The sequence below is a fragment of the Actinomadura sp. RB99 genome, from assembly GCF_014706005.1.
In the GTDB taxonomy this organism is placed as follows: Bacteria; Actinomycetota; Actinomycetes; order Streptosporangiales; family Streptosporangiaceae; genus Spirillospora.
Map to the genome: position 1 here is coordinate 78,649 of NZ_JABMCA010000025.1, position 20,030 is coordinate 98,678.

20 protein-coding genes are annotated in these 20,030 nt (G+C 69.3%); 2 read left to right on the top strand and 18 right to left on the bottom strand.

Translation table 11 applies throughout. The features are described from left to right. Window positions 1-124: 124 nt before the first annotated feature. Window positions 125-619 carry a hypothetical protein gene (locus amrb99_RS22705; RefSeq protein ID WP_190859253.1) on the top strand — a complete coding sequence of 165 codons (495 nt, stop codon included), beginning with the start codon at window positions 125-127 and terminating at the stop codon, window positions 617-619. 204 nt (window positions 620-823) lie between these two features. Here the strand turns inward: amrb99_RS22705 and amrb99_RS22710 are convergent, their stop codons facing one another. The 10 genes from amrb99_RS22710 to amrb99_RS22755 form a co-directional block, all read right to left on the bottom strand. Further along, entirely contained in the window at window positions 824-1,213 is a 390-nt protein-coding gene (locus amrb99_RS22710; protein ID WP_190859255.1) for a hypothetical protein, read from the bottom strand. Window positions 1,214-1,318: 105 nt separating this feature from the next. Next, window positions 1,319-2,347: a helix-turn-helix domain-containing protein gene (locus amrb99_RS22715; protein WP_190859257.1), complete on the bottom strand. Its 1,029-nt coding sequence runs from the start codon at window positions 2,345-2,347 to the stop codon at window positions 1,319-1,321. A gap of 684 nt (window positions 2,348-3,031) precedes the next feature. Next, the gene (locus tag amrb99_RS22720; RefSeq protein ID WP_190859259.1) at window positions 3,032-3,511 is read right to left on the bottom strand and encodes an ATP-binding protein; all 480 of its coding nucleotides are present in this window, start codon (window positions 3,509-3,511) and stop codon (window positions 3,032-3,034) included. 297 nt (window positions 3,512-3,808) lie between these two features. Next, complete coding sequence (locus tag amrb99_RS22725) at window positions 3,809-4,597, bottom strand: phosphotransferase (protein WP_190859261.1); 789 nt, start codon at window positions 4,595-4,597, stop codon at window positions 3,809-3,811. Beyond that, entirely contained in the window at window positions 4,594-5,355 is a 762-nt protein-coding gene (locus tag amrb99_RS22730; RefSeq protein ID WP_190859263.1) for a class I SAM-dependent methyltransferase, read from the bottom strand. Before amrb99_RS22730 ends, amrb99_RS22725 begins: the two co-directional genes overlap by 4 nt. A 127-nt stretch (window positions 5,356-5,482) precedes the next feature. Further along, on the bottom strand, window positions 5,483-6,010 hold the full coding sequence (locus amrb99_RS22735) for a topology modulation protein (protein ID WP_241755810.1): 528 nt from the start codon (window positions 6,008-6,010) through the stop codon (window positions 5,483-5,485). 111 nt (window positions 6,011-6,121) lie between these two features. Continuing rightward, window positions 6,122-7,174: a hypothetical protein gene (locus amrb99_RS22740; RefSeq protein ID WP_190859267.1), complete on the bottom strand. Its 1,053-nt coding sequence runs from the start codon at window positions 7,172-7,174 to the stop codon at window positions 6,122-6,124. Then, a complete protein-coding gene (locus tag amrb99_RS22745; protein WP_347256800.1) occupies window positions 7,171-8,925 on the bottom strand; it encodes a carbamoyltransferase C-terminal domain-containing protein in 1,755 nt (584 codons plus the stop codon). The genes amrb99_RS22740 and amrb99_RS22745 overlap by 4 nt, the downstream gene beginning before the upstream one ends. Window positions 8,926-8,951: 26 nt before the next feature. Beyond that, the gene (locus tag amrb99_RS22750) at window positions 8,952-9,929 is read right to left on the bottom strand and encodes a thymidylate synthase (protein ID WP_190859269.1); all 978 of its coding nucleotides are present in this window, start codon (window positions 9,927-9,929) and stop codon (window positions 8,952-8,954) included. A 28-nt stretch (window positions 9,930-9,957) separates the two neighbouring features. After that, window positions 9,958-11,043 carry an NAD-dependent epimerase/dehydratase family protein gene (locus tag amrb99_RS22755; RefSeq protein ID WP_190859272.1) on the bottom strand — a complete coding sequence of 362 codons (1,086 nt, stop codon included), beginning with the start codon at window positions 11,041-11,043 and terminating at the stop codon, window positions 9,958-9,960. A 210-nt stretch (window positions 11,044-11,253) separates the two neighbouring features. Between amrb99_RS22755 and amrb99_RS22760 the strand changes: the two genes are divergently transcribed. After that, window positions 11,254-12,645 carry a hypothetical protein gene (locus amrb99_RS22760; RefSeq protein ID WP_190859274.1) on the top strand — a complete coding sequence of 464 codons (1,392 nt, stop codon included), beginning with the start codon at window positions 11,254-11,256 and terminating at the stop codon, window positions 12,643-12,645. Window positions 12,646-12,744: 99 nt separating this feature from the next. Here the strand turns inward: amrb99_RS22760 and amrb99_RS22765 are convergent, their stop codons facing one another. From amrb99_RS22765 to amrb99_RS22800, 8 genes are all read right to left on the bottom strand, one after another. After that, window positions 12,745-15,474, bottom strand: a complete 2,730-nt coding sequence (locus amrb99_RS22765; RefSeq protein WP_190859276.1) for a BTAD domain-containing putative transcriptional regulator — start codon at window positions 15,472-15,474, stop codon at window positions 12,745-12,747. After that, window positions 15,471-15,866 (bottom strand): pilus assembly protein TadG-related protein, encoded by a 396-nt coding sequence (locus amrb99_RS22770; protein ID WP_190859278.1) that lies wholly within the window; start codon window positions 15,864-15,866, stop codon window positions 15,471-15,473. The genes amrb99_RS22765 and amrb99_RS22770 overlap by 4 nt, the downstream gene beginning before the upstream one ends. Before the next feature lie 47 nt (window positions 15,867-15,913). Continuing rightward, a complete protein-coding gene (locus tag amrb99_RS22775) occupies window positions 15,914-16,306 on the bottom strand; it encodes a TadE/TadG family type IV pilus assembly protein (RefSeq protein WP_190859280.1) in 393 nt (130 codons plus the stop codon). Between the two features lie 38 nt (window positions 16,307-16,344). After that, window positions 16,345-16,662, bottom strand: a complete 318-nt coding sequence (locus tag amrb99_RS22780; protein ID WP_190859282.1) for a pilus assembly protein — start codon at window positions 16,660-16,662, stop codon at window positions 16,345-16,347. 74 nt (window positions 16,663-16,736) lie between these two features. Next, window positions 16,737-16,961, bottom strand: coding sequence for a hypothetical protein (locus amrb99_RS22785; RefSeq protein WP_190859284.1), 225 nt, complete (start codon window positions 16,959-16,961; stop codon window positions 16,737-16,739). 38 nt (window positions 16,962-16,999) lie between these two features. Continuing rightward, on the bottom strand, window positions 17,000-17,791 hold the full coding sequence (locus amrb99_RS22790; protein ID WP_190859293.1) for a type II secretion system F family protein: 792 nt from the start codon (window positions 17,789-17,791) through the stop codon (window positions 17,000-17,002). Window positions 17,792-17,886: 95 nt separating this feature from the next. Then, a complete protein-coding gene (locus tag amrb99_RS22795; RefSeq protein WP_190859301.1) occupies window positions 17,887-18,777 on the bottom strand; it encodes a type II secretion system F family protein in 891 nt (296 codons plus the stop codon). After that, window positions 18,768-20,015 (bottom strand): ATPase, T2SS/T4P/T4SS family, encoded by a 1,248-nt coding sequence (locus amrb99_RS22800; RefSeq protein WP_190859303.1) that lies wholly within the window; start codon window positions 20,013-20,015, stop codon window positions 18,768-18,770. The genes amrb99_RS22795 and amrb99_RS22800 overlap by 10 nt, the downstream gene beginning before the upstream one ends. Window positions 20,016-20,030 lie beyond the last annotated feature (15 nt).

The following is a 20,030-nucleotide window of genomic DNA, read 5'->3' on the forward strand; positions in this document are numbered from 1 at the left end:
ACGGCGACCTTGCCCTTGACGCACGAGGGGGCGGTCAATGACGCCCCGGTTCCGTCCAGGACCGGACCACCCGCACGCAGGGACATCCCGTCCCCGCACCGCCTAGCCGAAGGAGCACAATCCCATGGCGCACACCGACCGCCTTCACGACACCCAGAAGACACCAACCGCGCCCGACCACCTCGCCCGGGAGGTCGCACGGCTGGTTGCTCCGCTGGCCCAGGCCAGTCTGATCAGCCCGGAGGACGCCGAGGTCACCCTCGACCTGCACCTCGAACAGATCGGCATCCTGCCCTTCCGCCCAGGCCTGACGCCCGACTACCGGGCCTGGGCCGGAAGCCTCACCTGGGCCGCACTCATCCTCTACCCCCGCACGCCGTACCCCGTGCACTTCCCGGTTGCTGAGGAGAACCTCGCCCGCGACGCCGCCAACGCCAAGGCGTACGTCTTCCACGCGTCGCTCTTCACCATCCAGGCATGGCACGACCGCGGCACCTTCCAACTCGTCGACCACAACGGCCCAGACGACCCAGGCGTCTTCTGGATCAACCTCGCTGGCACGTCCGTACGCGAAGACCTCGAGCCCTACCGCATCGCTCTCACCGACATGACCAGCTGAACAGGAAGAGAAGGCACCCGGAACACCGGGCGGGGAACCACCAAGTCCCCACCCCGGAACTCTTCGCGTCACCTGAACGCGCACGGGGCCGCGCCGCGCACGGGGCCGCGCCGCGCACGGGGCCGCGCCGCGCACGGGGCCGGGTGGCGTTCCGCCTACCCGGCCCCTATCGCGTGTGACGCGCTGTGCGCTGTCCTGCCGGGTCTACCAGCGGCGTTCGATGCCGCCGCCCATGAGACGGCACGCGCGCTCGTCGTCGGCGCTCAGAATGACGACCGGCAGTTCGGCGACGCCGGTCTGTTTGGCCTTGTGGATCCGGTGCCATCCGTCGATCACGATCGGCGTCCCCACGTCAGGAAGCGGGACGGCCAGCAGCGGACGGGACAGATCCACTGTCCGCGCGTAATCCGGGTCGATGCGTATCAGCGGGCCGAGCGCGCCGATCTGGTGGACGTTCGCACGCGTGACCGGGTGGCGGGCGGCCGCCCGTGCGGCGCGCGCGACGTCCCATGCCCATCCGAGTAGGACGAACACCTGGTCGTAGGGGTCGTGTTCCGTGTCGTGCGAGGTCGTGCCGGTCGCCTCACCGGACATGTAACGTCTCCTTCGTCATGACTGCCTGATCGCGTTGGGTGGGGTCGTGAGACCCCGTGTCATGACGGGGCGGACGGGCTGCTTCCCGTCCGCCCCGCCCCTACGTCACGCGTCCGCGTGCCCCGTGTCGCCGGTGTCCGTGCCGGTCGGGGTGGCCGCCTGGAAGCGACGCGGACGCTCACACGTCAGGACCGCCTCACCCCGCGCGACGAGGGTGTCGAGGGCATTGGCCACAGCGCCGGACGACCGGTCGAGCACCTTCGCGATCTCACCGGGCGTGAATTCCAGGTCGGGAAACGCGTTCAGGTGCCCGGCGACCAGGGGCCGCAGCGGCGTCGGTGCGCCCCGGTCAACGGTCGCGCGCGGCGCCCGCGTCCCCGTGCCCGTCCGACCGGTGGTGCGGGTGGTCCGGCGGACGCTACCGGCGTAGCGCGCGATGTCCTCCATGCCGCGCGTGACCTGCTGGTCGTCGTCCGCCGCGATCGCGGCCAGGGTGGTGGTGACCGTGCTCAGCAGGTCGGTCAGGATCACCCGCGCGGTTTCGCGCTGCTCGGCCTTGCGCAGCTCGGCGTCGACCCGCGCGCGCCGTTCGGCCTCCTCTTCCTGAGCCTTGCGCAGGGACTCGGCCGCCGCCGCCCGCCGGTCCGCCTCCTCCGCCAGGACCTGCATCGCGGTGGCCAGGGTGTCCGGTGAGATGACGCCCGCCCCCGTGCCGGTGTCCGTGCCGGTGGTGGCTTCCGGCGCGGTCGGGGCGCCGGTGGCCGTGTCGTCCGCCGGGGCGGCCGGGGTGGCGTCGTCGGTCCCGGTGTCGGCCGTGGGCGCCGTGGGGGCGACCGGCGCCCACACGTCCGGCGTGCGGCCCCGCCCAGTGCCCTCACCGGGCGCCCGGACGGCGCGCCCGGCCTCCTCAAACGCCGTCAGCGCTTTGGTCACGGTCGCGCGGCTGGTCCCGGACGCCTCGGCCAGCGCCGACACCGTCGCCCCGCCCGGCGCGGCGTTCAGCGCGTCCCACACCGCCCCGGCCGCCCCAGCCGGACGCCCGTCCGCCGTGCCGTCCGCCGTCGCGATGGTGGCCGTGTCAGCGGTCGCGGTGGTGACCGTGTCAGCGGTCGCGGTGGTGTTGGTGTTCGCCATTGTTTCTGCCTCCTGAATGGCGGCCGGTACGGCGGGACTTTCCCGCCCGGCATCGTCCGCCATGACGACCATTTCTCGATGCGACGGCGAATGCAACACGGAGCGCCGACGAATTGTGTCGCCCGAACGGCTGGAGAGGCTTACCTCAGTAAATCAAAATTTAATGACCGGGCCGACGTCCGGGAGACGCAATAGGAGGTCGGCGCGAACCTTCATGAGCCATGCCATCGAACTCGCGCGTTCCGGCCTCGCTTTGAGACGCAGGGAAGGTGCGGCCCGCTCGTCACATCACCTTCATCACATCAGCCAGCAAGCATCCCGGCCCTGCACATATGCCGGTATGGCAGGTGACACGGTTTGCATATTCAGATCCTTTCCGGAGGCGAGCACGAATGCATTCCTCGCGAGCAGCCGCACTCCTTACCTCTTCCTCTTGAGGAGGAATCCGGGTGCGCCGCCACCCCACCCGAAGACGCGCTGACCTGCGTCAACACCTCCCGAAGGCGGGGGCGTTCATAGGTGACCCCCCGCTTACTCCCCCGATCGCGCCCCCGGCCGCCCCGGCTACAACAGCTCCCGAACGCGGCAAGGCCCCGTCCGCACCTGGTGAAGCTGCGGACGAGGCCTGCGCCTGCCCCTACCCTGAGGTTGGGACCAGCCTGCTACGGACAGGCTGGTCCCGCCCTACGCGACTGACGTGGCCAGCGGCGGGTCCTCGTACGGCTTGACGATGCAGATCAGGTCAGCCCAGACGGTGTGTCCCTCGAGCGGGCTTCCGTGGACGCCGAGCATCGCGGCCATCTGCGAGACCGCCCGCAGGCCGCGCCCGCCCTCGCTCTCGACGGGTCCGTTGAGCGGGTCGTGCCGTACTGTCGGGTAGCCGCCACCGCCGAGGTCGCTGACACCGACGTAGGCCAGGCCGCCGAGCACCAGCTCGACGGTGAACCGGCCGCCGTGCTGTCCCGAGCGTGTGTGCCGCACCGCGTTGGTGGCCAGCTCAGTCACCACGAAGCCAACCTCCGCGGCGATCGAGGTCTCGGCGAACAGGAACATGGCGAACTGACGCGCCAGCGGGATCTGGTCGGCCCGTCCCGGGAAGACACGCCGCCACGACATGGACGCGCCCATCACCGAGGCCGCGGGTTCGAGATTGAATCTAACCATTCCTTGAATCCTCCCGACCGGCCGCCCCGTCGCCGCATTCCCATTAGCGCCGAATCAGCGTGGCGAACCGGCCACCATCAAGGAACACCTCGCACCCCATTGTCAAGTCCCGAAACTGACACATCAGATGCAGACGCACTTCTAGGCGAAATATGCACCCTCTCGAATCGGGCTTGGTTAAGCCAGATAGAGACCCCTGGTTCAGGAGACGAGAATACTCACCAACAACGCTTCTTCCTTATGGTGACGGCATTCCCTCCACTGACCGGCAGGCGCAGCTGGTCTCCCCGGTAACTGTCACGGCGCGGTCCACATCTCATGGGCCTGATGCGCCGGCGTGCCCCGATGCCAGCCGTGGCGGTAGCCGTGGCGCCCGAGGTATGGGCTGGTGAGGATGTGGTGAACTTCCGTCCACTGCATCAACTTCTGCCACGTGACGGCAGACAGTGGGGTCGGTGAAGCGGCGAGGGCGTGGTTGTAGACCGTGAGGGCGGCGGCGATCGTCGCTGGCAGGAGAGGGCCGTGGGTCATGGCGAGGCTGACGACAAGCTTGGCAAGGTCGTATCCGAACGGTGCGAGGGTGAGGCAGTCGTAGTCGACCATGGTGATCTGGCGGCCCATGACCATGAGGTTGCGGAGGTTGGCGTCGGTGTAGATGGCGGCGGGGGCGCCGGCGGCCGATTCGATGGCCTGGATGGCTTGTTTGGCTGTCAGAGCGGGCGCGGGAACGCTGCCGTTCTCAAGTAGGGTGCGGACGCGGTCTCGCCGTGGGGTGATGAAGTCCGGAATGGAGAGGCCGGCGCTGGCGATGAAGGGTTTATCGAGGCTGGCTTGATGCAGTGTGTTGTGGTGCACTGCCTGGTGGAAGTGGCCCATGGCTTCGGCGATGAGGGGGAGCTCGCGCGGGTGAGCGTCGCGACCCTCGACATAGTCAAACGACAGTTCGAAGGGCGCACTCCGGCGAAGTTTGGGGAGCCGCAGAGGTGTGCTGAGGGAGGCCATCTGCTCGGTGAGCCAGCGGTGGTGTGCGGCGGCCATTTGGCAGGTTCGAGGGTCGGTGTAGGTCTTGGTCCATGTGCTGGTCATGAGGGCCGCCGTTGGGCGAGGACGTAGGTGATGGTGGATGTGGTGGTCGTGGGTCCGTCGCCGTACTGGCGCTTGAGTGCGGCTGCTAGTGCGGCGCCGTCGAGGTGTCCGAGTTGGTACTTGGGGACGGTGGTGAGGTAGTCGGCCAGGTGATCGGCGTCGCGGAAGCGGAAGGCGTGGAGGTCGTGGCGGACCTTGATCACGTTCATCGAGGCAGCGGCGAGCGCGGGAAGGTCTGCGCCGCTGGCAGACGCGTACAAGCTCGGGCGGCGGGTGGCGCCGGGATCCAGGCCGGAGCGGGCGAGGAGTTGGTCGAGTTCGCGGTAGCTGTCGGCGGACTTGGTGATCAGCAGTGCGATGCCGGCTGGTTTGAGAGTGCGGGCGATCTCGGCGATGGCATGGGCGGGCTGGACGGAGTGGTAGAGGCAGAAGATCGCTGTGGCGGCGTCCAGCGTGCGGTCGGCGATGGGGAGGCGGTGAAAGTCGCCCTGGAGGAACAGCGGCCTGTTGGCGTGCGGTCGGGTGGTGGTGAGGTGGCTGCGGGCTTCGGCGAGCATCGCGGCTGAGGCGTCGATGGCCAGGACCCGCAGGTGCGGGAAGCGGTCGAGGAGTGTGCGGGTGGGGCGTCCGTTGCCGCAGCCGATGTCACCCAGCACGGGCGTGAGGTCACCGCGGCCCGTGGCGAAGGCGGGCGCGGCGGAGAGGAGCAGATCCGCGGCTGTGTGAGCGACATGTGACCCGTGGATCTTGGCGCTCAATAATGCGTTGCTGCGCCTGTCGACGCGATTACGGTCGGCGTACAGGGACGGGACTACGGCCGGGTCGGTGAACGGTCGTTCGGAGTGTCCGCGCGGCCGGGGCATCAGGCCACCGTCCGTCGGCCGGTCAGCGGGCGGCGCGTTCCAGTTCGTCGGCGATCCGGTTGGCTTGGCGGCGTGACTTGGCGATGAGGATCCGGGCGTCGGCGCTGTGCTCGGCGAGTAGCGCCCTGACTCGGGGTGCCATGCTCTTGCGGTAGCCCCAGACGTACTTGATGAAGCCCCAGTTGATGGTGTCGTAGACCCCGTCGGTGTGCTGTCCACCGCGGTAGCGCCATCTGCGCTGAAGGATGCCCCACAGGCACGTGGTGGCGGGCAGGTCGAGGAAGACGACGTGCGTGGCACGGTGCAGCCGGATGGGCAGGGTGCCGGCGTAGTTGCCGTCGATCACCCAACGGTCTGCGGCGACCAGCTCGTGTTGGAGCTGGGCGAACTTGTCCTGGGGCAGCTTGTTCCACTCGTCGTCGTAGTACACCGCGTCCAGGTGCGTGATGGAGGTGCCGAGGGCGTCGGCGATGCGGCGGCCGACGGTGGTCTTGCCGCTGCCGCCGCAGCCGATGATCGCTACGCGCTCGACGGGTTCGTTGAGGGTCACGTGCATCGAAGGTAGCGACTGTCGAGGGATGCGGCGGCCATATGCGCCTCTCGTTGCGGACACGTCCGGGGCGAGGCGATGCCGTGATGCGGGCACTGCGGGATGGGGTGGTCATAGTCGGCACCGCCGCGTCCGTGTAGGCACGGTTGCCTGGTCGAGAAGCCGGTCCAGCGTGCGGAGTTGCTTTGAGAGGCGGAACGGGTCAAGGCGGGTGATGCAGCGGTCGATGAGGTCGATGTGCCGGCCCTTGCCGGTATCCGCGAGCAGGGCAGAGAGCACGTCGGCGGCGTGCTCGGCGTTGTCGATGATCAGTTCGCCGGGGACGGTCTGGTTCACGGAAAGCAGGTATGAGGGCGCGAGGGGCAGGCAGCCGGCGAGGACGGCTTCGGGAAGCCTCTGGGTGAACTGTCCGCGGGCGGCGAGCCGGTCCGGGGCCAGCAGCACCGTGGTGAGCGATCGGCGATAGAGGGGCTGCACGGCGATGAAGGGGATGCGGCCGGTGAAGTTCACCTTCGGCCAGCGTTCGGTGGCCGTCCATTTCCCTGCGACTTGATGGTCGAAGGACGTAGCGAGTGGCGCGAAGTACTGGTCGAAGGCTTCGTCACGGTCGTATTGGTTGCCGATGTAGACCAGCGGTAGGTCTCGTTGTTCAGCGGCGAGCTCGAGTGGGTCGGCGGTGTCGATGGCCTGGTCGGCGACTGGGAAGAGCAGGCTTTCGGCGCTGCGGCGGGGGTGCAGGGCGGCTTCGCACACGGTGACGTGGGGAACGGCGCGGAGCGGATGCGCGGCGGGCAGCTGCAGGTCCTTGTCCCACAGCAGCGTGGGCGTGTGCCGCCGGTAGGTGTAGTGGTTCAGTAGTTCGTGTTGGCGGTGCAGGTCGCAGGTGTGGCCTGGGGTGTTGCAGCTCGTGGTGTTCCGACCGGGAAGCGGCCACCGCCACTCACAGAACAGCACGTCGATGCCGGGGAAGCCGGAGTTCCAGGAGTAGCGACCGTCGAGGTCGTCGTCGGCCTCGTCCAGGTCGCGGTTGGCCTGCAGGAACACGACGTGGTGGCCTGCGTCGAGCAGGCCGTCGATGAGGGCGGCGCGGTGGCTACGTCCCCCGTCGGGGGTGTCGGTGATGCCCGCGCCGAGGAAGCCCCAGAAGCTGTAACCGATCTTCATGGCGTCGGCTCCGCCTTGGCGGTCGAACGCGCCACGGAGTTCTTGGTGATCCACCAGTCCTCGATCAGCAGAGCGTCCAGGCCGGACTCGGTGAGGCAGTCCAGGGCGGCGTCCGGGGTGCCGCAGATCGGCTTTCCCTTGATGTTGAGGCTGGTGTTGATCAGCACGGGGTGCCCAGTGATCGCGGCGAACGCGGCCAGGACTTCGGCCAGGAACGGGTTCTGCTCGGCAGTCACAGTCTGGACTCGTGCGGTGCCATTGGCGTGGACCACCGAGCCGAGCGCCCGAATCGTGCGGGCGGTGATACCCGAGGTGATCGACATGAACGGCGAACTCTGCCCGAGGGTGAAGTACTCGGCGGCGTGATCGGCGAGCACGACCGGTGCGAAAGGCCGGAACGGTTCGCGGTACTTCACCGTCATGTTCAGCCGGTCCACCACTGCCGGGTTCAGCGGGGACGCCAGGATGGAGCGGTTGCCCAGTGCGCGAGGCCCGACCTCAAGGCGCCCCTGGAACACCCCGATGATCTGGCCCTCGGCCAGCCGCAGGGCGATCATCGCGGCAGGTGAGGCGATCTGGACGGCGGTCAGCCCGGGGCGGGGCTGGAAGGACATCTCGGATCTGGAGTACTCGGGGCCCAGGTAGCAGGCCCCGGCCCCAGAAGGGAGACGGCCGGTCAGCCGATACGCGACGGTGAGGGCCGCCCCGGCCGAAGTGCCGGCGTCACCGGGAGAGGGCGGGACCGTGACCTGTGCGAATCCGGCCTGCTGGCAGATGCGTCCGATCGCCACGCAGTTCATCGCGACGCCTCCTCCGAGCGCCAGATGCTTCGCTCCGGTCATCTCCCGTGCACGGTGCGCCAGGTGCACCATCACCTGCTCGACGCGTTCTTGCAGCGCCGCTGCGAGGTCCTTGTGAACCTGCTCGATCGGGGCGCCAGCCGGCCGGGGCGGGCACGTCGCGGCGATGAACGCGTCCGATACGCGCGGCCAGCGATGCGACAGCACCCGCAGCGGGAAGAGGCGGGTGTCGGTGCCGAACCCGTCGGCGTCGATCGGGATCGCACGGGCGAACAGGGTCCTGAACCGCGCGGGATCTCCGAGGGCGGCCAGCGCCATAACGGTGCCTTCCTCGTCGCCGCGCCGCCAGCCCAGATGCTCGGTGACCGCACCGTAGACGTAGCCGAGCGAGGCCGGGTCGGCGATGTTATGCACCCGTCTCAGCTCGACGCCGGTGGGGCTGCGGCGGGCGTGCGAGATGCTGGTGGTCACTCGCTCGCCGAGGCTGTCGACCACCAGGACCGCGGTGTCGCCGGGGTTCTCGTCCTGGTCGTCGATTCCGGCGGCCAACGCGTATACGGCGTGGGCGAGGTGGTGTTCGACGTCGACCACCCGCGACATGGGGAATCGCTCGCGGAACTGCCGGAACCGAGCGCGGCCGTTACGGTGGACGCGAGCGAACGAGTACGCCCGGGGCAGCGCCCGCCGGGCCGCGGACGGACGCAGCAGGTAGGGAAGCGCCTGAGCGGCGCCCGCCAGGTAGCGGCGCGGGTCGAAGTTGTAGGCCACGTGGGTCACCGCATCGGGCGCGAGCCCGGCCCGCTGCAGAAGCCAGTCGACGGACTGCTCGGGATAGACGTTGGTGTGCTTGACGCCGTTGAGCCGCTCCTCCTCGACCATCCCGACGAGCTGGCCGTCGACGACGAGGGCGGCGGAGGAATCGTGGGTGCCCGAGCACAGCCCCAGCACCACCGGCGAGGAGGTTCCGGTCCGGATCATCAGGGAGTTCCTCTCGTGCGTCCCGTCGTGTGCAGCAGGCCGGCGGCACGGTCCAGGTGGGCGTACCAGGCCGTCAGAGCACGACCGAGCGGCCCGTCGATGCCCTGCGCGTGCGCGCGACCGTCGCTGGTGTCGCCGGACTTGTAGATGCGGTAGCTGCGCATCACCTCGGCCATCTCCGTCCAGCCCGGGTGCCCGCATTCGCGGCCGTGGATCACCGCCTGCAGAAGCTGGTCGAAGTCCTCCCAGGGCACGGCGAGCGGCGCCATGTCGGTGTGCGCGTCAGCCTGGGGAGGTGCCGCGGTGGCCAGGTCGCGGGCGTAGGGAAGGTGCTCGTCGTAGAGGTGAAGCGAGCCGATGTGGTGGTGGTAGACGCCGAGTTCCGCGCCGACCCAGCCGGCCACCAGCTCGTGCACGACCGTGTTGACGTAGAGGTCGTAGCAGAACCCCAGCCACAGGTCCTGGCTGCGCATCGTGGTGTGCATGTCGAGCCGGCCGTCGCAGAGGCTGAACCAGTACCCGAGCGTGCAGGGCACGTCTCGATGGCCCTGGTGGTCGCGGGCCGGGTCCCACAACTGCACGGCCGCGCGCCGCGTGGACGGGTCGGCGAGGAGTTCGCGCCGGACCAGGTCCAGCTGGTCCACCCCGCTCGCCCAGGACCGCAGTCGGGGACCGTAGGCGCCGCGCAGGACATGATCGTCGGCGAACTGCTGGAGCCGCTGGTTGTAGGTGTAGATCCAGTCGTCGTCGACTCCCGCCAGGATCCACACCGTCTCTGCCGCCGCGAACGCCGCGTTGATCACCCGCGTCGGAGGCGCGCACACCAGGCGCCGCCGGGGCCGGGTCAGCGACAGATGCGCATCGACGATCTCCCGGGTGCGCAGCCCGCGCGGTGCGTGCGGCGTACCACTGCGGACCACGGCGTCGACGGCGGCCAGCCACAGCGTGGTGGCCGAATCGGCACTCACATTGATCATTGGTCTCCGCCTTTCTTCGGGCCGTCGCTCAGACCACCGATGTCGACGCGCTGGTGCCAGAGCTCGGGCTGGGGTCGCTGGACATGTGCTGCCACATCCGCACCAGGCCCTCCCGCAGCCGGACCTGGGGGACGAAGCCGAGCACTCGGCCCGCGCGGGTCAGGTCTGCGCGGGTGCCTGCGGCGTCGCCGGCGCGTTCGCCGTAGGGCTCTAGCGCGACCCGTCGTCCGGTGATCTCTCCGACCAGGTCGGCGACCTGGATCAGCGACGCCTGGTCGGCGCCAGCGACGTTGACCACCTCGGTCGAGCCCGCACGCATGGGGACCTCGGCCGCGCGGATCACGGCGTCCACCAGGTCGCTGACGTAGGTCCAGGTGTGCAGCGCGTTGCCGTCGCCGAACAGCGGCATTGCCTGGCCGGTGCACGCCGCGTTGAACAACCGCGGGACCACCATGGCCGGATTGCAGCCCGGCCCGAACGCGGTGAAGAAGCGCAGCGCCACCGCGTTGAGCGTCGAGCCGGGACGGCGGGCGTAGGCCAGCGCGAGGCGCTCGGCGGCGAGCTTCGACACCCCGTAGGGGGACGTCGGCTCCACCGGCTGGTCTTCGCGTGCGATTCCGCCGCAGGCGGGGCCGTACACGTGCGAGGACGACGCCACCACGACCCGCGGCACCTGCTGGCTCGCGCAGCCGTCCAGAAGCCGCTGCGTCTCCAGGACCGAGGTGGCGTGAGCCGAGAAGCCCGCTCCCCACGAGGCGGCCACGTCGGTGGCGGCGGCCAGGTGGACGACCGTGTCAACGCCGTACAAGGCGTTGGCGACCTCCGGGTCCGCCACCTTCGCCGTGAGGAGACGGAAACCGGAGTAGTCGTAGAGCCGGCGCAGCTGCCCGGAGGTGAGGGGGCAGGCGTTGACGGGCCTGGCGTCCACACCGACCACCGCGACACCTCGCTTCAGCAGCGCCAGCGCCAGATGCGATCCGATGAAGCCGCATACGCCCGTCACCAGCACCGTCCCGGGGAGCGGCGTGGTCAGGGGCTCGTCGACCCGCCGCCACGAACTGGTGAGCGCGGCGCCGTTCGAGGGGCTCGAAGAGGAGGCTGGTTGCGCAGGCATCGTGTTCGCTCTCTCTCGATGGGAGGTCCAGCGCGTCTGTGCGGTGGACCAGGGGCACGAACTCAGCGAACTACTCCGGCGTGTTCTTGACAGCAGTGCGAACAGTGCGGTGAAGAGCCGATGGTGCGGCCGGTAGCGGACCGGTGCGTATGTAGTCGGAGGGCAGCCGGTGGCCCTACTGTTCTTGACAGGCGGGATCCAGGAGGTGTCATGACCGCCGCATCCCCGCTAGGCGAGCTGCTGGCAGTGCTCGGGCTGCGCACCGACCAGCTCGCGCGGCGCCTGAACGACATGGCCGAAGCCCTCGGCCGACCCGAACGGGTGCACACCAAGACGCCCTACAAGTGGCTACGCGGCGAAGTACCCCGCTCGCCTTGGCGCTCCTTGACGGCGCTGCTCCTCGAACAGGAACTCGGCCGCCCGATCAGCGTCGCCGACCTCGGATGGCCTCCGGACGACCTGGAGTGTGCTCCGGCGACCACGGGCCTGCAAACCGCATGGACGGCCGTCGGGACCTTGCGCGCGGTGCGCGCGGTCGCTGACGCTGGCTACATGGATCGCCGTAGCTTCCTCCTGCTGCTGGGGGCCTCACTCACCTCCCCAGCCCACGAGTGGCTCGTCGCTCACCCCACGTCGCAACTTGCCCGGGCCGGAGGGACAGCCGTCCCCGTCCATGTCGTCGACGACCTGGACGCCATCACGGCCCGCCTGCGCCACATGGACGACCAGCTCGGCGGAGGCCCCCTGCTCCGGCTGATCCACGAACACCTGCGCTACGTCACCACCCTGCTCTCCCAGGGCCGCTACGACGACACCACCGGCAGGCGACTCCACGCCACCGCCGCCGAACTCCTCCGCCTCGCCGGATTCACCGCCTTCGACAGCGGCCAACACGGACTCGCACAGCGCTACTGGGTGGCCGGCCTACACGCCGCCCACACTGCAGGCGACCGGGCCCTCGGCGCCAACATCATCGGATTCATGTCCTGCCAGGCCAAAGACCTCGACGGCGGACGCGAAGCCGTACTGCTCGCCCAAACCGCCCGCACCGGCTACCCCGGAGCCAGCGGCCGCGTCACCGCCATCCTGGAGCTGCGCGCCGCCGAAGCCCACGCCAACGACCAAACCGCCACCACCACCCGACGCGCGACCGACATCAACCGCGCGATCGACACCGCCTTCGAGGCGCTCCAGGCCACCAACCCCACATCGGGCGACCCCAGCTGGAGCTACTGGATGACCACCACTCACGCCCACGGCCAGGCCGGCTACTGCTACCTGCGCAGCGGCGACCACCAACGCGCCCGCCACCACCTACGCCGCGCCGTCCAGGACGACCCCGCATCACGCGAAGGCGCACTACGGCAGATCTTCCTCGCCACCACCTACATCCAGCAGCGACAGCCGGAACTCGAACCCGCCCTCTCCTACGCGCACCAGGCACTCGACACCCTCGCCGACCAGGTCGACTCCGCCCGCTGCCGCAACCACCTATCCCGCTTCGCCGAACAACTGGCCCCCTACCAGCGCAACAACAACGTCCGGACCTTCCTCAGCCAAGTCAAGGAAACCAAGGCGCCCAACAGCCGTCAGCACGCCTGAGCCCTCTGTGTGAGGCTTTGGTGAGACAGCAGGGGATGATCTTCCTGTCGGCCATCCACCCACCGAGATCAATTTCGCGCTAGGAGAGATACCGCGCCCTCAGCTCCGTTTCAATGACCGCATCAGGGAACGCACGAGCTGAGAGGTTTCCTCTTCGGGTTCTGCGTCGATCTCCACGAGGCGAGACTCCAGAAGCCCGTACGTGCGTCGGACGGCGTCTGGACGGCCGAGGCGGGCTTGCAGCCGCATGACGTGGCGGTACAGGGGTTCGCTGAAGGCGTCGTGCTCGATGGCCCGTTCCAGCACTGCCAGCGCTCGTTCCGGATCGTCCTCTTCGATGATCCGGGTGAGGTTCGCAAGGGCCTCGCCGACGGTACGGCGGAGGTGTTCGCGCTGGGTTTGGGCCCATACGGCGTCCAAAGCACTGGCAAACTCACCGGTGTAGAGGTCACCGACTCGGAAGAGCGCCTCGGCTCGGGCATCGTCGTCAGTACCCGGCCCGACGGCCGCGAGCGCAGCCATCAACTCCCAAAGGTCGACGTCGAGGACGTCGGAGTCGATGCGGTAGCGGCCCGCGCTGTGGAGGATGTACTTGGGGCCTTCGAGACCGGTGGCGTTCCGAAGGACGGCCCGGACGTTGTTGACCGCCGTGTTGAACCGCGCGACGACCCCGCCGGGGCTCTCGTCCGGCCACAGGTCGGCGATGGCCTGGTCGCGGGTGACGCCGTCCGGATGCAGGCTGAGATAGGCGAGCAGGTCACGGGCGCGCCGACGGAGCCCGGTGTTGATCGGACCGTCGATGGTGTGCAGGCTGATGTGTCCGAGCACGTTGAGGCGGGCTGGGCGGCACCGCTCCTCTCCGGAGGGACGCGGAGGCGGCACCATGGCCGGGACGGGTTGCGCTTCGGGTTCCGGCGCGTCGTCCATACTCGCGGGCGGAGTGGCAAGGTCGGGCTCGTTGCCGGTGGCGGTGCGAAGCGTCCGCAACATGTCCGTGGCGTCATCGGTAGTCAGGTGGAACATGCGGGCCCCGGTGAACCGTGCGGCGTCGGGGCCGGCAGTGTCGGTGACGGTCGCGTCCGCGGAAAGTTCCACGGTGGTGCCGGACGGCCAGCCGCCGAGTACCAGGACGCCGATGCAGTAGCGGCGGCCGAGCGCGGCGATGGCGGGCAGGACCTCGCTGTCCGGCGGTGCCGACGCGACCAGGAGCATGGTCTCCAGAGGTTCGCACTCGTCATAGGCGCGAAAGGCGGGTACGTCAGAGACTTCACTCGTGACTATCAGCCGGCCGCGTCGGAAGAATTCGGCTTCCACGCGGTCGGTGGCCTCCCGCAGCGACGGCGTGACGATCAGGCCTTCGAGCTCCGTGCCCAAGCCGATGATGTCGTCGCCGGGGAAGAGTGTCTGCGCGTCGGTGCGCGGGATGATGACCTCGGCGCGGTAGCGACGGGCCTGGGCCAGAAGTTCGGTGGTGATGGCGCGTGCGACGGCGTGGCTACCGTCACCGGTCAGGCCGAGGTTCAGCCCGGCGAACGACACCGGAATGGCGTTGCCATCGCGGGTCCCAAGGACGATCTGGTCCGGGTGCGCGGCCAACATGTCCTTGTACGCGATGTCGGCGTCGGACGGGACGGGGACGTCCTGGTCGGCGTAGGTCTTCAGGTTGGCTTGATGGGCCTTGAGGACCGGGGCGGGAATCGAGGGCTCCTCAGCGGGGCTCGGCGGCGAGCCGGGCTCGAGGGTCAGCGGGCGTCGACGACGCCTGTGCAGGCGAGTCGCGGCCACGGCGACGCTGACCACCGCAGCGAGGCCGATGCCGATGCGGGACCCGGACGGCAGGGAGATCTCCAGCGACGAATGATGGTCGCTCTGGTGGTGGTGCGGTGCCGCGGGTGTGGCGCTGTCGGAAGGCTCGGCGGGCGGCGCCACGACCGGAGCCTTCACTAGGGGCGGCTTCGACGCGCTGGCCGGTGAGCCTGTCCCGGACGGCGGCCGGGCGCCGCTTGAACGCCCGGCCTTGTGCACTGAGTGTGCTCCCGCCTTCGATGACGGGGTCTCATGCGTGCCAGGTCGCGGAAGCAGGACGCGCTGGCCCGGGCGGACCAGGTCCGGGTCGGTGAGGGCGGGTAGCCCGTGGGGCTGGTGAAAGTCGTGGCTGGTCTTGAAGATCTTCGGATAGAGGGTCCCGGAACCGTAGGTGCGTCGGGCGAGATCCCAGAGGGTTTCACCTCGCTTGACGATGTGCGTCCGCCAAGGGTGAGGGTCTGGCTCTGGCTCGCTGGGGGGCTCGTCGGCCAGCAGGGGCGTCCACTCGGACGCGCCCGTCGTCGGTGCCGACGTGCTCATCCCGGGTGTCGAGTGCCCCTGCTTGCTCGGTTCGGAATCGGCGGTGGCATGGACACCGGTCGCCGCGTGCATGTGCGTCGCGGCGGAGGCGGAAGAAGCCAGGGACGCTGCGGCGCTGAAGGTGAGTGTCGCCGTAGCGACCAGGTCACGGATCAGCTTCTGCATCGGCCACGCCGAACGCGGCAGGGCGGGCTTGGAGCGTCCGGACAGGTAGTGGACCAGCTCGACGCAGACGGTGACGATGAAAAGGCACCAGGCGCCCCAGCCGACGAGCCGGATCGTGGCGATGAACACGGTCTGGTCGGTGTCCGGCCGCATCAGCGTCGTGCTGATTTCCGCCCAGGTCGGGAGCTTATCCGGGAGGGGTGAGCCGAACATCTTGTACATCGCGACCGGGAATCCGACCAGGAGGAAGGCGAAGACCGCCAGGGCGCCGAGTCCGCGTACGAAGTCGGCGAGGCGGCTGCGTCCGGTGTAGGTCATGGTTGGCGGGGTCCTTCCACTCCAGAGGTCAGGTTCGCGGTTGCTTCACCGTCCGCATGCAGGGTCGAGACGCCGATCAGCGATAGGAACCGCGCGGGTCGCGTGACGGAGACATGGACACGGATGGAACGCCTCCCGGCGCTGGCAACGGTGCCGGTGTAACCGCTGGTCCGCAGGTAGTAGCGGGCCGCCTGGATCGCGGACTCGCGATCAACGAGGAACTGGCCACGGTCATAGGCTCGGTCCCGGTCAACTCGTCCAGCGCCGGCGCGGGCGGCCTCTTGCGCGGCGGTGTTGGCGTCCTGTCGGGCCTCGAGTATCTGCTCGAAGTCGACGACGGCGCCGAAGAACACCACGACGACCAGCGCGATGATGACGGCGAAGACGCTCACGCTCCCGCGTTCAGGCTGTGCCCTATGAAGGCGTCCCCGTGTCCTTCTCATTGAGCCGTCCGGTAAGGGTCGATCGGCGATCGATGGGTCTTGGTGACAGTTCGGACGCCCGGCATTCCCGGTAGCCCGACGTCACTGAGCCGAACCGTGCAGGTCACTCGCGCGAAGACCGTGGCGGGTTGTCCGACGGGACGGTTGAAGCCGGACAGGTCGAGCCGGACGGACGGCGTGCAATGCAGTCCCCGGTCGTGCAAGGTGCGCATGGCGCTGGTGCTCGCGGCGGCTTGGGCTTGTCGGGCGGTCCGGGCGATGGAGGCTTGCCGTGCGGCGTCAGCGGCGGCTTGCGCGACCACGGCGCTTCCGTGCACGACCCGCATCACCACCAGCAGCCCGGCCAGGAACGTGATGAACACCGGCGCCAGAATCGCGGTCTCCACCACCGCATTTCCCGCGTCCCGCGTCCGGTTCTTTCCTGCGTTCACGACGGCCCCGGCGTGGTGAACCGCTCACGGGCGCCGCGTACGGTCCTGGACACGGTGATGTCGACGCCCGGCAACAGCGACGGGGCCCGCCCGGTGACCCGGACGACGATGGTGTTCGTGCCGGACACGGTGACGGCGGGCGTTTGCAGGACGGGCTCTCGGCGGGCGAAGGAAGCGGCGACGGCGCGTCCTTGGCTGAAGGTGCCCTGGCGGGCGCGGGCGGCACGGAGCCCTTCTTCGGCGGCTGACTGCGCCACGTCGCGGGCGACCGACACCATCACCGCCTGTGTGAGCGCCAAGAACAGCAACCCCACAGCCGGGAAGGTGATGGCGGTTGCGACCGTCGCCGATCCCGCGTCCCTGCGCCGCCGTACTCGTCGAGGTGACTTCACGGGCCGGAGGCGCCGGGGATCTTGCCGATCCAGCCGTGGACCTTGCTGGACACGGCCATGTAGACGACGAACGCGAGCCCGGCGAAGCCGGCAACAATGATGATCGTCTCCACCACCCCCGAGCCCCGGTCGTCTCGATCACGTAGGGCGGTGGCGAGGCGGCGGCCTCGGTCGTGGACGGCGATGACCGCGCGGAGCATGGCGGCGTTGAGTGTGTTCATGGTCCCCCGATGAGCTGGTGCGTGAACGCTCCTGCGTGTCAGCCGGACGCCAGGAGCTTGGAGAAGAACGGGAAGCCGACCAGGATCACGAAGCCGAGCATGAGCAGGCTGGTCGGTACCCACATGGCGGTGGTGCGGGAGTTGGCCTCGGCGCGCGCGGCGGCGGAAGCCTCATGCCGCATAGAAGTGATCTTGGCGACCAGGACGTCATGCATTTTCGCGCCCTCGCTCCCCGCGATCTCGGCGGTGTGGGCCAGGTCGATCAGGTCCCGGACGCCGATCTCCTCACCGAGCCGGGACATGGCCCGCCAGGGCTGCTCCTGGCCGTGCCGGGCCAGGGTGAGCGCCTGGTGGACGCGCTGGAACGGCCACCCGTCGGTGATCTTCGCCGGGTTCTCAAGCGCCGCGTTGAGCGCGGCGCCGGCTTCGCGTTCCAGGACGACGAGCTGAAGGTAGGAGGTGAAGGCGTACCGGAAGTCGCGGCGACGCTGACGCGCCTGGGACCGCACGTTCCAGTCCGGTACCAGCCACAGGACCACGGCCAGGACGACCCCGGCGACGATGGGGAACGTCCAGGGCAGCGAGCCGCCCGTCAACGCAACCAGGCCGCCGAAGACCGGAGGCACGACGAGCCCGGTGACGAACAGGACCAGCTTGTCCAGCATGAAACGCTCGACCGGACGGCCGAGCAATGCCAGGTCGGCTCGGGGTACGGCGAGCGTCCCGGCCGGACGTGCGACACGATCGGCCAGCCACCGGCCGAGGCGCTCGCCGGTCTTCAGGTCGTCGGCCGGTGGCGCGGGGAGCAGTGTGGGCTGGATCCGGGCCATAGCGGCGTCCAAGCGCGGAGGGGCGGGCCACACCCCACGGATGAATATGAGGATGCCGACAGCACCCAAGACCCCGTTAAGGGCGGCAACAACGATCACAGCTCGGCTCCTGGGACGGCGGACGTCGGGCGGCCGGTTTCCATGAATCTCGCTCCGGTCGAAAGGACGGCGAGCCGCCGCATCCACCACAGGCCAGCCCCGTAGATGGCTGCGACGACGGCCAGGACCGTCTGCCCGAGCGCGGTGCCGTAGGGGGCGGCGAGTGTCTGCGATGAGGCGAACAGCACGCTCAGGGCCATGACCGAGCCAACGATGACGATCAGCGTCGTGCGCAACCCGGCTCGTTCGGCCTCGACGTCCCGGCGGACGAGGACTTCCTGTTCGACGGCGTCGGCCAGCAGCCGCAACGCCTCGCGCGTCCCCGGGCCTCGACGCCGGGCGGCCAGCACCAGCGCGCAGGCGATCAGATCGGCGATCGGGTCGTCCAACTCGTCGGCGAACGCCCGCAGCGACTGCTCGGGGTTGGCGTGGTTGTTCAGCCTTCCGGCCAGCACGGTGACCGGTCCGCGGATCGCCTCAGGCGCGATACGGGCGCTGTCGGCCAGCGCCTGCTCCAGGCCCCGGCTGGCGCCGATCATCTCTGCCAGTCGCCGCGACCACTGCGCCAACGCGTCGAGCCGCGCGATCCGGCGCTGCGGTGCGCGTGCCGACAGCATCGGCGGAACCGCGTACACCCCGGCCCCAGCAGCAACGGCCGCGACCGGCCATCCCGACAGCAGAAACACCACGAGCGCCACCGCGAGACCAGCGACCAACCGGTTTCGGCGCCCGGGCCAAGTCGACGAACGCACGAGCGTCCGCAGGCGCGAAGGAGGACGCCCCTGCCGCGTCGCGGGTTCGGCTTCCCGCAGCCCTGCCACGAGGGTGATGACCGCACCTGCGGCGCACAGGCCGGCCAGCGCGGCGAGTACCACCATCACAGCCATGCCTCCGACCCGGACTTGAGCAGCTCGGGATCAAAACCCTGGACCACCAGGTCATCGAGGAGTGCGGAGCTGATGTGCCCACCCGCAGGGGTCGCCCGACCGTCCGGGCCGGGCCGGAAGACGAGGTTGCGGGTCGGTTCCACCGAGTCCGCCGGTGGCCCGATCTCCATCACCTGTGACACGAACCGCTCGTTGCTCGCCTGGTCGCGCTCCAGGTAGACGACCAGCGGCTCGGCCAGCCCGAACATCAGATGCACGTCATCGGACCCCAGTCCCAGATCCGCGCGGCGGCCGAGCTGGACGACACGGCTGAACACATGCTCGGGCCGGTGGACGTGAAGGGTGCACATCGAGCCGCGCGCCCCGGAGTACATCACCTCCAGCATCGGTGCCAGCTCTCCCTGCCGCGCCTCACCCACGATCACCCGATCCGGGTTCAGCCGCAGGCACGCCGGCACCAGATCCTGCAGCCGAACCTCGCCCGCGCCCTCGGCGTTCGCCTGCCGCGCCTCCAACGCCACGACATCGTGGTGCCGGTGCGCCAGGCGCGGATCGTCCAGGAACAACTCGAAGTCGCTCTCCAACGTGATGATGCGCTCGTCGGGCGTGACCTCGTTGGCCAGCGCACGCACCAGCGTGGTCTTGCCGGTGTTGACCTCCCCGCACACGATCACGTTCCGACGCGCCCGGATCGCCGCCTGCAGGAACGCCTCCAGCGGCTCGGTCAGGGTCCCGAGCTCGGTGAGCTGCCGCAGGGTCACGTCAACCAAGCGGTGAACGCGGATCGCCAGATGCGGGCGCCTCGACACCCAGCCCACCACGGCCAACCGGACGCCGTCGGAGAGCGCGACGTCCAGCAGCGGCGACGCGTGGGAGAACTCCCGCCCGGTGTTCCCGCGCCGCGCCAGCAGCTGCACCCATTCGACGAGGTCCTCGTCGGTGTCCGCCACCGGCGGCCCCGGCCGCTTGGTGCCGTCGGTATAGCTGATCCAGGTCTGCCGGCACCCGTTGACGACGATGTTCTCCACGTCGGAGCGTTCCAGGTACGGCTGCAACGGCCCGAGACCGAAACGGCGGTCGAACACCGACCGCGCGACCCTCTGCAACGTCTCGGCCGACGTCACGCGCCCGGCCGCCATCTGGTCGTCACCCCACGCCCGCACCTGGGCATCGATCAACTGCAGCGCCCGTACGCGGTCGACACCGTCCCGCAGAACGTCCGCGAGCTGGACGGACACCTCGCGGACCGCCGC